The sequence below is a fragment of the Claveliimonas bilis genome (genome assembly GCF_030296775.1).
Classification (GTDB): Bacteria; Bacillota; Clostridia; order Lachnospirales; family Lachnospiraceae; genus Claveliimonas; species Claveliimonas bilis.
This window is the reverse complement of record NZ_AP027742.1, coordinates 163,811-179,433: the sequence shown is the minus strand read 5'-3', so window position 1 is coordinate 179,433 and position 15,623 is coordinate 163,811. Positions and strand designations below refer to the sequence as shown.

At 44.3% G+C, this 15,623-nt stretch carries 11 protein-coding genes and 1 pseudogene; 2 read left to right on the top strand and 10 right to left on the bottom strand.

All coding sequences use genetic code 11. The features are described from left to right. Window positions 1–59: 59 nt before the first annotated feature. The 7 genes from R2J37_RS00780 to R2J37_RS00750 all read right to left on the bottom strand — a co-directional run bounded on the left by R2J37_RS00780 (window position 60) and on the right by R2J37_RS00750 (window position 11,099). Window positions 60–2,525, bottom strand: a complete 2,466-nt coding sequence (locus tag R2J37_RS00780; RefSeq protein ID WP_316265993.1) for a glycogen/starch/alpha-glucan phosphorylase — start codon at window positions 2,523–2,525, stop codon at window positions 60–62. A 23-nt stretch (window positions 2,526–2,548) separates the two neighbouring features. Next, window positions 2,549–5,695, bottom strand: coding sequence for an isoleucine--tRNA ligase (gene ileS / locus R2J37_RS00775; RefSeq protein ID WP_230107425.1), 3,147 nt, complete (start codon window positions 5,693–5,695; stop codon window positions 2,549–2,551). A 444-nt stretch (window positions 5,696–6,139) separates the two neighbouring features. After that, the gene (locus R2J37_RS00770; RefSeq protein ID WP_316265992.1) at window positions 6,140–7,519 is read right to left on the bottom strand and encodes a D-alanyl-D-alanine carboxypeptidase family protein; all 1,380 of its coding nucleotides are present in this window, start codon (window positions 7,517–7,519) and stop codon (window positions 6,140–6,142) included. Window positions 7,520–7,658: 139 nt separating this feature from the next. After that, a complete protein-coding gene (locus tag R2J37_RS00765) occupies window positions 7,659–8,405 on the bottom strand; it encodes a sulfite exporter TauE/SafE family protein (RefSeq protein ID WP_316265991.1) in 747 nt (248 codons plus the stop codon). Beyond that, entirely contained in the window at window positions 8,402–9,727 is a 1,326-nt protein-coding gene (locus R2J37_RS00760) for an amidohydrolase family protein (protein ID WP_316265990.1), read from the bottom strand. The genes R2J37_RS00765 and R2J37_RS00760 overlap by 4 nt, the downstream gene beginning before the upstream one ends. A gap of 16 nt (window positions 9,728–9,743) precedes the next feature. Next, complete coding sequence (locus tag R2J37_RS00755) at window positions 9,744–10,190, bottom strand: hypothetical protein (RefSeq protein WP_230107428.1); 447 nt, start codon at window positions 10,188–10,190, stop codon at window positions 9,744–9,746. Further along, window positions 10,191–11,099 (bottom strand): DUF3100 domain-containing protein, encoded by a 909-nt coding sequence (locus tag R2J37_RS00750; RefSeq protein ID WP_230107429.1) that lies wholly within the window; start codon window positions 11,097–11,099, stop codon window positions 10,191–10,193. A gap of 184 nt (window positions 11,100–11,283) precedes the next feature. On the opposite strand from R2J37_RS00750, the gene R2J37_RS00745 reads away from it, so the two are divergent. After that, the gene (locus R2J37_RS00745; protein WP_316265989.1) at window positions 11,284–11,964 is read left to right on the top strand and encodes a Crp/Fnr family transcriptional regulator; all 681 of its coding nucleotides are present in this window, start codon (window positions 11,284–11,286) and stop codon (window positions 11,962–11,964) included. On the opposite strand, the gene R2J37_RS00740 is transcribed toward R2J37_RS00745, so the two are convergent. Continuing rightward, window positions 11,949–12,413, bottom strand: coding sequence for a GNAT family N-acetyltransferase (locus R2J37_RS00740; RefSeq protein ID WP_316265988.1), 465 nt, complete (start codon window positions 12,411–12,413; stop codon window positions 11,949–11,951). The two genes, R2J37_RS00745 and R2J37_RS00740, sit on opposite strands and share 16 nt — an antisense overlap. 25 nt (window positions 12,414–12,438) lie before the next feature. After that, the gene (locus R2J37_RS00735; protein WP_316265987.1) at window positions 12,439–13,428 is read right to left on the bottom strand and encodes a helix-turn-helix transcriptional regulator; all 990 of its coding nucleotides are present in this window, start codon (window positions 13,426–13,428) and stop codon (window positions 12,439–12,441) included. Between the two features lie 407 nt (window positions 13,429–13,835). Between R2J37_RS00735 and R2J37_RS00730 the strand changes: the two genes are divergently transcribed. Then, window positions 13,836–15,149, top strand: coding sequence for an IS30 family transposase (locus R2J37_RS00730; protein ID WP_316264893.1), 1,314 nt, complete (start codon window positions 13,836–13,838; stop codon window positions 15,147–15,149). A gap of 254 nt (window positions 15,150–15,403) precedes the next feature. Here the strand turns inward: R2J37_RS00730 and R2J37_RS00725 are convergent. Next, window positions 15,404–15,586: pseudogene (locus tag R2J37_RS00725) on the bottom strand (HIRAN domain-containing protein); the annotation flags it as partial. Window positions 15,587–15,623 lie beyond the last annotated feature (37 nt).

Genomic DNA, 15,623 nt, shown 5'->3' with positions numbered 1-15,623 from the left:
CCCATACCTTAATGTATGAGAGGGTTATCTCTTTTATACCCTTCAGGATTCCTGACCTTTTAAATCTCCACTGTCACCTTATCCAGATGCCAGATATCATCCACGTATTCCTGAATCGTACGGTCAGAGGTAAACTTACCGCAGCATGCTGTATTAAGAAGAGCCATTTTCGCCCATCTTTCTTTATCCTTATACGCCTCTTCTACTTTCTTCTGTGCCTCGGCATAAGCGCGGAAATCTTTCAGGATAAAATACATATCTGCCTTTGATCCGTCTTTCGGACAGAGAAGAGAATTATAAAGATCCCGGTACATCTCGTGATCTCCGTTGGAGTAAGTTCCATTGATCAGCTGATCTACCACTTTGCGGATATCCGGATCGCTGTTGTAAATATCCTGCGGATGGTAACCGCCGTTATTTTCATAATTGATGACTTCTTCAGAGCTTAATCCGAAAATAAAGGCATTCTCCATTCCGACTTCTTCCACAATCTCTACATTGGCTCCGTCCATAGTTCCAAGTGTAGGCGCTCCGTTCAGCATAAACTTCATGTTTCCTGTTCCGGAAGCTTCTTTTGATGCTGTGGAAATCTGTTCGCTGACGTCTGCTGCCGCAAAGATGATCTCTGCATTGGAAACACGGTAATCTTCAATAAATACCACCTTCAGCTTTCCGTTAATGCTGCGGTCATTATTGACTATATCAGCTACAGAGTTGATCAGCTTGATGATCTCTTTTGCCCTGATATATCCTGCGGACGCCTTTGCTCCGAAAATAAAGGTTCTCGGGAAGAAGGACATCTCCGGATGCTCCTTAATCTGATTATACAGGTACATAACATGAAGAATGTTGAGAAGTTGTCTCTTGTACTCATGCAGCCTCTTTACCTGTACATCAAAAATAGAGCGTGGATCCACTTCGATTCCGTTATGCTTCCTGATATATTCTGCCAGACGGACTTTATTTTTATATTTAATATCCATAAATTCTGCCAGCGCTTTGGAATCATCCGCATATTTCTTCAATCCGGACATAAGTGACAAATCTGTGATCCAGTCTTTTGTACCTATTTTTTCTGTTACCCAGTCTGCAAGGAGAGGGTTTCCATGCATCAGGAATCTTCTCTGTGTGATTCCGTTTGTCTTGTTATTAAATTTCTGCGGCATCATTTCGTAGAAGTCTCGAAGCTCCTGATTTTTCAAGATCTCTGTATGCAGTCTTGCCACACCATTGACAGAAAAACCGGCAACAATGGCAAGATGAGCCATTCTCACCTGCCCATTGTAGAGGATCGCCATCTTGCGGACTTTCTCCTCATTGCCCGGGTATCTTTCTCTTACCTGAATAAGGAAGCGGCGGTCGATCTCCTGGATGATCTGGTAAACACGGGGAAGCAGTCTGGAGAAAAGGTCGATGGGCCATTTTTCCAATGCCTCTGCCATGATCGTATGATTTGTGTAAGCACATGTCTTTGTTGTAATATCCCAGGCCTCATTCCAGCCGAGCTCCTCTTCATCGAGAAGGATTCTCATAAGTTCAGCCACTGCCACCGTCGGATGGGTATCATTCATCTGGAAGATCACTTTCTCCGGAAGTTTATGAATATCATCATGTGTCTTTTTATATTTTGTAATGGCAGCCTGTATACTTGCTGAAATAAAGAAATACTGCTGTTTCAAGCGAAGCTCTTTTCCCGCATAGTGATTATCGTTAGGATAGAGCACCTCGACAATGGTTTTTGCAAGATTTTCCTGCTCTACTGCTTTGTGGTAATCTCCTCTGTCAAAGGAATCCAGCTGGAAATCAGTAATAGCCTTTGCATCCCAGATTCTTAACGTATTGACATGATGATTTCCATATCCCACGATCGGCATATCATAAGGAATGGCAAGTACAGATTCATAATTTTCCTGTACAAATTTCGTCCGGTTTGTAGAATCATCATATTCTACGCGGATATTTCCGCCAAAACGCACTTCCTTGGCATATTCTTCCCGGCGAAGCTCAAATGGATTCCCCTCTTTCAGCCAGTTATCCGGAGTCTCTACCTGATATCCGTTTTCGATCTTTTGTTTGAACATACCATAGCGGTAGCGGATACCGCATCCGTATGCCGCATATCCAAGTGTTGCAAGAGAATCAAGGAAGCAGGCAGCCAGACGTCCAAGACCGCCGTTTCCAAGCGCCGGATCCGGCTCCTCATCCTCAATCGCATTCAGATCGATTCCCATTTCATCCAGCGCCGCTTTCACTTCTTTGTAAGCAGTCATATTGATCAGGTTATTTCCAAGCGCTCTTCCCATGAGAAATTCCATGGACATATAATATACTATTTTTGGATCATCCTTTTTAAACTGATTCTGTGTTGCGATCCAGTCATCAATAATAACCTCTTTTACCGCATAGGACACAGCCTGAAAAAGCTGCTGCGGAGTCGCCTCCTCTATTGTTTTGCGGTAAAGAGTCTTTACATTATGCTTTACCTCTTTTTTAAAAGTTTCCTTTTCAAATCTCGGATTATACATGATTATCCTCCTTCTTCAGACCCTTATCTTTCGACACCGATCGTCACTTTTTCTCCGTTGATATTCCATTCCTTCACATAGCCTGCCGGAGTGGATTTTTCAACAGAAAGTGCAAGTGTTTCACTGCTGATTTCTGAAGCATGATCTGCAAATACTTTTTCGGCCTTTTCGCTTCCTTCGTAACGGATGTGAATCTTGTCTGTCACTTCAAAATCCGCTTCTTTTCTCATTGTCTGTACCTTACTTATGATCTCACGCACAAAACCTTCTTCAAGAAGTTCCGGTGTCAGGTTTGTATCAAGAACAACTGTAATTCCATTATTATCCTCTGATACATATCCCTCCATCTGTGCTGTATCGATAAGAAGATCTTCTTTAAACAACGTGATTTCCTGTCCATTTACATTGAGTTTCAAAGCTCCTGTTTCATTGACTTCATCCATTGCTGCATTTCCGTCCAGTGATGACAAAGCAGCTTTGATTCCACCCAACATTTTACCATATTTTGGTCCTACTGTCTTTAACTGCGGTTTAAATGTATATGAAGTAAAGGAACGTACATCCTGTGTAAATGTTAAATTCTTTACATTCAGCTCTTCTTTTATAATATCCTGGTAAAATTCAGGAAGCTGTGTTCCTGTCTTGACAAACATCTGTCCGATCGGCTGACGGTTTTTGATATTGGCCGTATTTCTGCAGGCACGACCCATAACGACAATCTTCAGAACCTCATCCATATTAGCCTCAAGTTCTTTGTCAATAAATGCCTCGTCTGCTGTTGGGAAGTCGCACAGATGAATACTCTCCGGAGCAGACTTGTCAATGCTTCTTACCAGGTTCTGATAAATTTCCTCTGTCATGAAAGGAATCATAGGAGCTGCCACCTTGCAGAGAGTCACAAGCGCCGTATAAAGAGTCATGTACGCGTTAATCTTATCCTGCGGCATTCCTTTTGCCCAGAAACGCTCCCTGCTTCTTCTGACATACCAGTTGCTCATGTCATCTACAAAATCCTGCAGCGCTCTTGCTGCTTCCGGGATCCGGTAATTTCCAAGGTGGTCATCCACTTCCTTGATCAGTGTATTCATCTTGGACAAAAGCCATTTATCCATAACCGGCAGTTTGTCATATTCCAGTTCATATTTTGATGCGTCAAATTCATCAATATTCGCATAGAGAACAAAAAATGCATACGTATTCCACAATGTTCCCATGAATTTGCGCTGTCCTTCTACAACCGCTTTTCCGTGGAAACGGTTCGGAAGCCATGGCGCACTGTTTACATAGAAATACCAGCGGATCGCATCTGCGCCGTATGTCTCCAGAGCGTCAAAAGGATCTACCGCATTTCCTTTGGACTTACTCATCTTCTGACCATTCTCATCCTGCACATGCCCAAGAACAATAACATTCTTATAAGGAGCCTTGTTGAAGATCAGAGTGGAAATAGCAAGCAGAGAATAGAACCATCCTCTTGTCTGATCCACTGCCTCGGAAATAAAGTCCGCCGGGAACTGCTGCTCAAACAGCTCCTTATTTTCAAATGGATAATGATGCTGGGCAAACGGCATGGAGCCGGAATCAAACCAGCAGTCGATCACTTCCGGCACGCGGTGCATTTCCCCGCCGCACTTCGGACATTTGATAGTTACATCGTCAATATAAGGACGGTGCAGTTCAATATCATCCGGACAGTTGTCAGACATGGATTTCAATTCCTCAATGCTTCCAATGGAATGCTGATGTCCGCATTCACACTCCCAGATATTTAAAGGAGTTCCCCAGTAACGGTTTCGGCTGATTCCCCAGTCCTGAACATTTTCCAGCCAGTCGCCGAAACGTCCCTTTCCGATACTTTCCGGGATCCAGTTAATGGTATTGTTATTTGCGATCAGGTCGTCTTTTACCGCTGTCATTTTGATAAACCAGGACTCACGCGCATAGTAGATAAGCGGTGTATCACATCTCCAGCAGTGGGGATAACTATGCTCGAATTTCGGCGCGTCAAAGAGCAGCCCTCTCGCCTCCAGATCCTTCAGCACCTCCGGATCCGCTTTCTTTACAAACAGGCCGGCAAATGGCGTTGTCTCTCCCATGTTTCCTTTTTCATCTACCAGCTGTACAAACGGCATATCATATTTGCGTCCTACCTTGGCATCATCTTCACCAAAGGCCGGTGCAATATGAACAACACCTGTACCGTCTGTCAGTGTAACATAGCCGTCGCATGTTATGAAAAACGCTTTTTTATTCTGTTTTGCTGCACAGTCATAAGCACACTGATACAACGGCTCATATTCTTTATATTCCAGTTCCTGTCCTTTGTAAGTCTCCAGAACTTCATAGGCCGGTTTTCCTTCTTCTGCCAGTTTTCCAAGCACTGTATCCAAAAGAGCCTGCGCCATGTAATATACATAGCCGTCTGCTGCCTTTACTTTCGCATAATCTTCTTCCGGATTCACACAAAGACCGATATTGGACGGCAAAGTCCACGGAGTTGTGGTCCATGCCAGAATATAAGCATCCTCATCCTTTACCTTAAAACGGACGATAGCTGAGCGCTCTTTTACATCCTTGTAGCCCTGAGCCACTTCCTGGGCTGAAAGCGGAGTGCCACAGCGGGGACAGTAGGGAACGATCTTAAAACCTTTATACAGAAGTCCTTTATCCCAGATCTGTTTCAACGCCCACCACTCGGATTCGATAAAATCATTGTGGTACGTAACATAGGGATTATCCATATCTGCCCAGAAACCTACGGTTCCGGAGAAATCTTCCCACATCCCTTTGTATTTCCAAACACTTTCTTTACACTTATTAATAAAGGGTTCCAGACCATATTCCTCAATCTGATCCTTTCCATCAAGACCGAGTAATTTCTCAACTTCCAGCTCTACCGGAAGACCGTGCGTATCCCAGCCTGCTTTTCTTGGAACCATATATCCCTTCATGGTGCGGTATCTTGGAATCATGTCCTTAATAACACGGGTCAGGACGTGGCCGATGTGCGGCTTTCCGTTTGCAGTCGGAGGGCCGTCATAGAAGGTGTATGTCTCGCCTTCTTTGCGGTTTTCCATACTTTTTTCAAAAATGTGATTCTCTTCCCAGAACTTTTCTACTTCTTTTTCGCGGTCAACAAATTTCAAATCAGTTGAAACTTTCTTGTACATGTTTTTCCTCCTTGTTATTATTTTGGCAGGACACGTAACACTTTTAAGGTTTACTACGTGCCAAATTACAATTTGCCATGTGTAAAACTGCGAATTACCCTGTGTAAAATTGTATTGAATAAAAAAGCTTCCATCCTGTGTATTAGGATGAAAGCTTGCATTCCTTCATTTATAAACCACCTAACATACCAACATATGCCTTCCGGTAACGGCGGATCCCGTCAGTTCCTACTAAGAATTTTATGCTGTCCTTTCGGAAACTGCGACTCTAAAGTGATATTCAGATATATACTACTTGCACCGGCCTTCCACCATCGCCGGCTCGCTTGAACGTTCCCATATATCCTACTGTCTTCGTCATAGTCTTTTACGCATGGTCAATTCTTCTGTTTTTACGTCTTTAAAATTATAAACGGAAACCCTCGACAAGTCAAGTGCCTGCGTTTATCTTCCCCGACGATTCCGGCGCCGTCTGCGCCGCCTTCTTCTCGATCGGCGCTGTGCTGCTATCACAAGCCAAACTGCCAGTAAAACGATAATAATGAGAAAGCATATCAGAAGAAGCTGCCACACCGGCATTTTACTTTCTTCTATTTTTTCCTCTCCGGAAATATCTTTAAACGCTTTATCCCCTGAAAGCTTCACAACTGCCTCTCCTACCGGGTTATCTTGATAAGTGTAACTTAACAGACCTTCTTCACCGTTTTTCATACGGCTGATCTCACTGTCCAGATCAGAAAATTTCACATTTTCAGGAAGTGTTACACAGGCATCGTCGGGAATAGATGTTATCTTTTCACTGTCATTCTGCCCGGAAATCTTCACTTTTTTAAAATTGTTAAATCCATATTCCAGAAGTGCTTTTGTATCAGAATACACGTGGCCGGGATAAGTCTTCAATGTAACACATACCAACTTCATTTCTCCGTTATCCGCCAGAGTCACCAATGTATTGTTTGCCTCTGTTGTATATCCGGTCTTGCCGGCCACCGCATAGTTGTAATACTCGGAATTTCCCTCAAGCAGCATTTCATGCTTCTGCTGAAAGATATGTTCCTCCGTTGTACTTGACGCCGGAATTGTATAACTTGCCGTCTGGCAAATCTGTAAAAATTCCGGATATTCAAATAATTCACAGGCAATCAAAGCCATATCTTTTGCACAGGTATAATGCTGTTCATCCTGCACTCCATTTGCATTGACAAAGTTAGAATTGGAACCGCCCAGATCCCTGGCTTTCTGATTCATCTGATCCAAAAACCACTGGTAGTCTTCGCCCTGCCCTTTTGCTACCGTTTCTGCCACTGCATAAGCCACTTCGTTGGATGATGCAAGAAGCATGGCATACAGCGCCTGCTCCATTGTAATGACATTTCCTTCTTTCATTCCGATAGAAGCATATCCTGACCCCAGACAGGTAAGACTCTCCGCCGTGATCTGCACCTCATCTGTCATCTCCGCATACTCCAGCGCCAGCAGTGCTGTCAATATCTTCGTAATACTTGCCGGGTACTCCTTTTTATCTATGTTTTTTCCATAGAGAACTGCTCCGGTTTCCGCGTCCATTACTATTCCTGCATCGCCATAAATGCCCGGACCTTTGACCCATCCGTCCAGCTCATTGGTCTGAACCTTTTCCTTGTAGGTATTCTCCAGTTCTTTTTGGTACGGATCTATCTCCTCCTGTGTACCATCAACTGCTCCCTCCTGCTGTACTGTATCTGTACTGTCTGACTCCGGGGCGGCATAGAGTTTTGGCGCCGCTGCTGTGAAAATATTTACAGCAATAAGCGCGGCGGCAGCTGCCCGTATATATTTCTTCATTCCTGATATTCTCCCTGCTATATCATAACATTTATGCCTTAATTTACGCTCTAATTATGCACTATTATAAATGATTCGGCCTGTATATACAAGCCGAATCTTATTATACCCCGCCAAATACCCTGTCAGCGCCTGCTTTTTAGCCGGTAATCAATTTAAATATTGCAATCAAAATAGAAAATATCGCCACTCCTTTTTTCAGCGGCTGCGGCTTTATCATATCCGCGTTGCGGCTCCCGATCCAGACGCCCGCGCCATGACTGATCATAGAAACCACAAGCAACAGCGCCATAGAGGACGCATCACACTGCATACTATAACCTATGCAGGAAGGGATCGCAATAAAGATAGAATTAAACAGAGCCACTCCCACTGCCGTTTTGACCTGTACGCCGAACGTCACAAGAAGCGGCATTACAAGAATAGGGCCCCCTGCTCCGGAAAGAGCACAGATACACCCTGTCGCCAGACCGAATAAGATGGCCGCAGCAGCCGGTATCTTCCGTTTCCCTGCTTCTTCCCTCTCTTTATCCTTGCGCACCAGTATGGAAATTCCGGAGAGCAGCACTACCAGATAGAGAATCCGTTTCACAATACTTTCATCAATAAGAAGATTCATCCACACCCCGGCAATTGCCCCAATGATACTTCCGATACTGATAGTAACAGCAAGTTTCACATCTAAGTTATCGGACTTATAGTAATTCCGGGATCCCAAAATCCCGGAAATCAGAAAAGCAAAAAAGCTAAGAGCCATCCCCTGGGCTGCCGGCATTCCCATAAATCCGCTGTACAGCATAGGGAGGAGAAATCCGGCAATCCCTGTCAGGCCGATCATTCCCCCTATTATTATATTTGCCGCTATAATAATCAGATACTCTATCAATTGCTTTCCGCCCTTTCCTGATAACTTCTCAGATCATGCAGGATTCTTTCTTCATCCAGTGTCTGTATCTCGTAATCTTTCATCAAAATCCTGCCGCCGCTGACAGAATCCCTGATATCTCCCGCATTCACGCTCTCCATGATCGTGTTGGAAATCTTTCCGTATTCTGCCATATAAATGCGGCTTCTGTCAATGCCGACGATATCAGCTCTTGCTCCCTTTTTCAGAAAGCCGTCTACGCCGTCCTGTCCTCCCAGACACTGCTGTCCTTTTTCTGTTGCCATAGAAAGGATCGTTTTTGCCGGCATAATGGCAGGCTCGCTTAGAGGCACGCCCCAGGTCAGATTCATTACCGAACGGAAAATCTTCATTTCATTAAAGAGACTTAATCCTCCGTGAGCTGCCCCATCCGTCCCAAGCGCAGCTGTAATACCTTTTTTCAACAATTCCGGCGTGTGAGGCGCTGCTTTTCCGCAATTGCTGAAAGGACAGTGACATACTTTTATCCCTCTCTTTTCCAGGATCTCTTTCTCGTTTTCCGAAAGGAGAAGACTGTGAGCGCCCAGAAAATTTTCATTCAGCACGCCAAGTTTTTCCAAATATTCATAGGGACGCATTTGAAAACGTTCCATATAAAAATTAATTTCTCCCGGATATTCATTCATATGAGCCTGCAGCATAGTTCCGCGCTCCTTGGCCCTCTGCGCTGCTGCCAGTATCAGCTCCCTGGAGCAGGAGATCAAAGAGCGCAGAGAATAATAGACCTTCAGATTTCCTTTTCCATGGAAGCCGTCATACAGCTCATCCGTCCTTTTTACAGCCTCTTCTGCATCCATGGCTATGGACCGGGGAAGTCCTTTCTGATCCATGGTCGAATAGGAAATCGCTCCTCTAAGGCCGCTTTCTTCATAAACTGCTGCCGCCTCCTCCATGTAATAGCTTCCCGCATCGATAAATCCGCATGTCCCGGACCGGATCATCTCAACCGCTGCCGCCTGGGCACTTAAGCGCATTTTTTCTTTTGTCAGAGTACTTTCATAGGGAAGCATGATCCTTGTCCAGATCATAGGCATTTCGTCCAGAACTCTGCCCCGAAGAAGCTGCTGTCCCGTGTGCATATGGGCATCTACAAGCCCCGGCATGTAAATGCATCTGCTTCCGTCTATTTCCTCCGTCCACTGATACTTCTTTTCCAGCTCTTCTGCCGTATCAATATCCAAAATCTTTCCGTCCCGGATCAGGATACTCTTTCCTTTTTCCAGTTCAAATTCCTCATTTAAAAAGTCACCATCCCGGATCATCAGATCTGCCTGCATTTTCATCTTCCTATCCTCCCGGTTAAATTGCGTTTGTTAAGCCAAGTACAAGCTGGGCAATACATGCCGATCCCAGAAAAGTTCCTGTCATAACAAGGACGCCGATAATGATCATCTTCCAGCCCTGCTTTACAAAGGATTTAATCTGATCACTGATAGAAATCCCCGCATACGCTCCCACTAATGTAAGAGGCGCTGTGAAATTGATCTTGTCGGCAGATGCAATGATGAACTCTCTTGCCGGACAAATAGGGCTTGCCACAAGAAGTCCGATAATAGAACAATATGCAATGATCGGAAGTTTCAGGGGCACTACTTTACTGATCACCACAGCCACAGCGGAAATCGCAAGTAGAATGAGGATTCCCGGAAGAGAATCCATGAATCCGACCTCAAATCCCACAAAATTTGCAAGGGCAATTCCCAGCCCGGATATAATCAACAAAAGTCCCCACTCTGCATATCTCATTTATTCTTCCTCCACAGTAATTTCTTCTATTGTTTTCTTTGCATCTTCCGCTTCCTGCTTCTTTCTTGTCAGCACCTCGCTCGGCTCCTTTCTAAGCCTTGCAATAGGCGGCTCCAACAGTTCATAAAGCTTCTGGGTCAGCGGGATTCCCACAAAAATTGCCACGTAAATTCCTGTCAGTCCCGATAACGTCTCGCTTGTACTTGCAAGCGCCGATATCTGGGTTGCCATATCAGGATATACCAGCGTAAGACTTGCCACAGAACTTGCCATCAGGATACCGGCTCCCACACCGGACGCCATTCCCAGTGCATAGGGATGAAACACGTTCAAAGAGGCGATCATCGTTGCCAGAAATCCGAAATAAATCGTTCCAACCATACCGCCTACAACATAAATTGAAAGACTTCCTCTTGTTTCCGGCGAATCCGGTCCGAACATATCTGTGATCAGCGCCAGATTAGACTCTCTGTTGATAGAATGAGTTGCCCCGATAGCCTCTCTCTTCAATCCAAGAAGGAGCGCTACCGGCAATGCAAAAAAGATCGTTCCCAAATTTCCCACTTCCTGGAACAAAAGAGCCGGACCGGCCGAGAGCACTGTTTCCAGACTTGCCCCCGCATTGATCCCAAGCTTTGCAATAAAAGGGCAGATTGCCACAATAACCAGCTTGGAAGCTGCTTTTACTTCTTTTTTCTTAAAAATCTTCAACACTTCAGGACCGGAAATAATTCCCAGAAGAAGCGAGTAAAAAATAGGAAATAAGATCAGTGTCCCCGGACCAAGCGGAACTTTGATCTGTCCGATGGAATCGGCGATTACAATAAAAACAAAAGCCAGAAGAAAGATCTTATATTCTGCCTGAAATCTCGCTTTTGTCGACGGATACATGTAAATTTCCTTTTTCATAGATACCCTCCCATTTCTCTTCCATACTTGTCTTTTATCTATTATTTTCACTTATAATACGCGAGTATTATATAAGAATCTCTTCATTTAAAAAAGGACAAATGGGATGTTTTTGACACATTTCCATAAAATTATGTCGGAATTTGTAGTATACTATAGGAAAAGAAAATGTGGGGGAAATGAAATGACACTGGAAGAGCTTCTTTTGAAGGTTCCTGAACTGGAAACTTACATTCGCTATATGCCGGAAGAGTTGAAAAACCGGTACACGATCAAAACCTATGCGCCAAAAACGATCATCCATCAAAAGGATGAGCTTTTGGATTATTTCGGTATTGTGTGCGAAGGTTATCACCGGGTTATCAATGAATTTGAAAATGGAAATGTCTTTATGATCGAAAGAAATGATCCCATCGATTTTGTCGGTGAGGTCACTATACTGGCCGGAAAAGAACGAACCTCTGTCACGATCGAAACGCTGACAGAATGTACGGTCCTCTATTTTTCCAGAAAAGATTTTGAAGACTGGATCTCAAAAGATATCCACCTCCTAAGATTAGTTTCTCAGAAGGTGGCCTATAAACTGTACCGTTCTTCTTATAATAGAGGAAACCGCCTCTTTTATCCCCCGCAGCACCTGCTTTTAAAATATTTTCTTCAATATGCGGACGAATATCAAACTTTCGTCATCCGCCGCACGCGGGAGGAAATGCACGAGGAAACAGGCATCTCCGTCAAGACATTGAACCGCACCATACATGCTTTAAAAGAAGCCGGACTGATCGGCATTACGAGAGGAAAAGTCTCCTTTACTCAGGAGCAGATTCGGGCGGTCAGGGAATACCTTGCTCAAAAGACACCCTGATTCCCGCACCATGTCATCGTATAGTCAGGCTCTTTTGTCTCCTCATCTGTTCCTTCAGCAGAAATCGTCAGACCTTCCCGCAGATAGAAACGGACTGCAGCCTCATTTTTCTGATAAACATTTAAAGAAAAACTGTCATGCTTTCCCTTCACATAGTCAAGCAGAGTTTTTCCGATTCCCATAGACCGGGACCGGCGATCCACAAAAATTCCGGCAAGATAGTCTCCCGCCATACCGACGAATCCCCGGATGGCCGGAGTCTGCATTTCATCTTTCTTTTCTGTTTCTTCCTCATATACGTAAATCTCTGCCTCCGGAAGCTGTTCCTGTACCGAGTCATAGTGAGATTTCCAATAAGACGCATCTATAAAATCATGGGCTTCCACATTGCCATCAAGCCATATCTGCATCACCTGATGTATGTCTTCCGGTTTAAATTTTCTGATCATCTTTTTGTCTGTCCTTTCTCAAATTTTAACTGTACTGCCGCGCCAGTCTTTGGATTTCTTCCTTCATTTGAGCCACGACTTCCTCCGGCCCGAGAATCTTCACCCTCTCTCCAAGGGAAATGATCCATCCGAAAAACTGTGTGCTGACATGGACATCCACATTGACTGTAAAATGTTCCTCATCCGACGGAATCAGCATGATATCCTTTCCAAACCGGTCAATGATCACGCCTGCCAGAGTATTTTCCACCAGGAGCTTCACCTTCTCTTCCCTTCCGCCAAACATGCCAAAGCTCTTTTTCGCATAATCTGCCATATCCAGCTTCTTAAAATGTTCCTTTCCCTCCCGCTTCTCATCAGACATCTGAAGCCGCAGCATCTTATCTACACGATAGTGTTTAATTTTCCCGGCCTCGGAATCGTACCCGATCAGATAATAATTTTCAGCGTCCCAGGAAAGTCCCCACGGGCTGATATGGTAATAGGCGCCGTCATGACGCAGTTCCATCTCTTTTTTCACATTCCACTGAAAATACTGGAAGCGGATCTTACGGTTTTCGGAAATCGCATTGTGGATCGTATCTACTGTATAATAAATACTTTCATTCATTGTTTTGATCCGCCCGGAAACATATACCTGCCGCTGGAGCTTCATGGCTTCGTATTTGCTGACCAGCTTCTCCAGCTTCCGTATCAGCGCATTTGTCTTCCGCTCAGTAATAAATTTTGACGACTGGATCGCATCCACCAAAAGCTTTAATTCCGGCAGCTCAAAAGGTCTTTCCACAACATGATACCGGTATCCGCCGCCGACAGGCTCTCCTTCTACCTCGATCCCCAGTGCTTCCAGATCTTTTAAATCCGCATAGATCGTTCTCCGGTCAGCAGTAACCTCATATGCTTCAAGAGCGCTCATGATCTCCGGCATTGTAATATAGTGGTCATCATCTGTATTTTCCAGCATGATCTGCGCAAGACGGTATAACTTTAGTTTCTGATTACTTCCTTTTGGCATGTCTTCTTCCCTCCCGCCGATGCCCCTTATGAAGTTTTTATCATGTTCTTCACAGGATTCCTCATCATACTTCCCCTCTCTTTACAGGGTATATATCATGAGTATAGCATAGCTGGTAAAATTATTGTACACCAAAAGGAGGACGCAGGCTTTTTTTACATATTTTACAGAGAACTCCTTTTTCTGTTATCAAAACAATTTTTCCGAAAGCCTTATTTTCTATTTTATCATACAACCTCCCCGCGCTCATGCTCTCCCCCATGACAGTATAGATACCAAAAATGAAATTTTAAATTCCACCTCTCCTACGGGTAGTAGCGTTTACTTCTGCACAGTTGATATTTACTCTTTCATACATCCATGGTATGGTTATCTCTCCTTCTGACAGCAGTAGAAGGAGGCTCATCATGAGTAAATATATTCCTGGTAACCAAAAACATCTTACCCTTGAAAACCGTATCTATATCGAAAACGAACTAAATAAGGGCACTTCCTTTAAGGATATTGCCAGGTTCCTGTGTAAGGATCCTACTACAATCTCTAAAGAAGTCAGGGCTCACCGTCTCTCAGACTGGTATCACAAAGGGACTTTCTATAATGCCAAAAACTTCTGTATTCACCGCTATCACTGTAAGAAAACGAACGCCTGTGGAAAGATTGTCCTGTGCGGAATCAAATGCGCATCCTGTCCTACCTGCAACCAAACCTGCAGAAACTTTGAAAAAGAGCATTGCGTAAGGCTTGACCGGGCTCCCTATGTCTGCAACGGCTGTACGAAAAAAATCAATCACTGCACGCTTGCCCACAAATACTCTTATAACGCCAGGTTCGCTGACAGGAAATACCGGGAAAAACTCCGGGATTCTAGAACAGGTATTAACATGACCAAACGGGAGCTTCACAAAAAGGATCAGATCATTTCCCCTCTGATCGAACAGGGACAGTCTCCCTATCATATCCTGACAAACCATCCGGAGCTGGATATGTCCGTCCGTACCCTGTATTCGTATCTTGACCAGGGACTCTTTACGGCAAGGAACATAGATCTGAAACGGAAAGTTCATTTCAAACCAAGAAGGTGCCATAAAACACAGATCACGGACAGAGCAGTCTTTAGCAACCGATTATATCATGACTTCTGTTCCCTTGCCCTTACAGGCTATGTCCAGATGGATACTGTCCATTCTTCCAGGGAATCAAAAAAGACCTTGCTGACCATGTTTTTCACCAAAGAAAAACTCTTCCTTGCTTTTCTGATGAACCGCTGCACCAAAGGCGCTGTCCGTCTTGTTTTTGACCGTCTGGAAAAGCGTATGGGAACCTATGAATTTACTTCCGTGTTTGAATATATCCTCACGGACCGGGGCTCTGAATTTGGTGATCCGGATGCTTTGGAAACCGGCGTAAACGGAATACAGCGTTCCAGCATTTATTACTGTGACCCGATGCAGAGTGGGCAGAAGGGCGGATTGGAACAAGCACACACGATGCTGCGGATGATCCTCCCAAAAGGAACCAGTTTTGAATTCCTTACACAATGGGACGTAAACCTGATTGTGAACCATATCAATTCCACACCGAGGGAAAGCCTGGGTGGGAGGACGCCATACAGCGTCGCGTTGGAAGCACTTGGAGAAGAGGTCTTAAACGCATTTCAGCTTAGACCGATTGCCCCGGATGAGGTAAATCTGACGCCTAAGCTGATCCGCTTTAATCACTAATCAACTGATCGAAATCTGCTGTCAGACTGGAAGTAAACGTTTCACATTTTTTAGATGTGGCCGGTGGAATTCAGTCCCGCACACCGTATTCCAGCGGTCCGTTTCCCATGCCCAGAAATCAAGTATTTTTCGATGAGTTTAGCTAATTATAACAGAAAACTGGAGATTTTGCTTAAAAATCCCCTGTAAAATCCGCGAAAAATAAAGTATGGTGGAATTTACCTCTTCACCGGAATTTAAAATTTCAATTTAGCGACAGTATAGATACTGTTTGCCACATAGCCGATTCGACCAAGCCCTTCTATTTCCACACGGATGGCTTCCTTATCATATTTATTCTCCGGCTCTTTTTCAAGCTGCACTTTCATACCAGGTTCTAGAAATTCTGAACCATAATAATGTTCTGTTCCAGTTAGTGTGAAATATACTTTTTCCATTTTCTTCATATCCTCCCTTTTACTCTTCCATCCACTC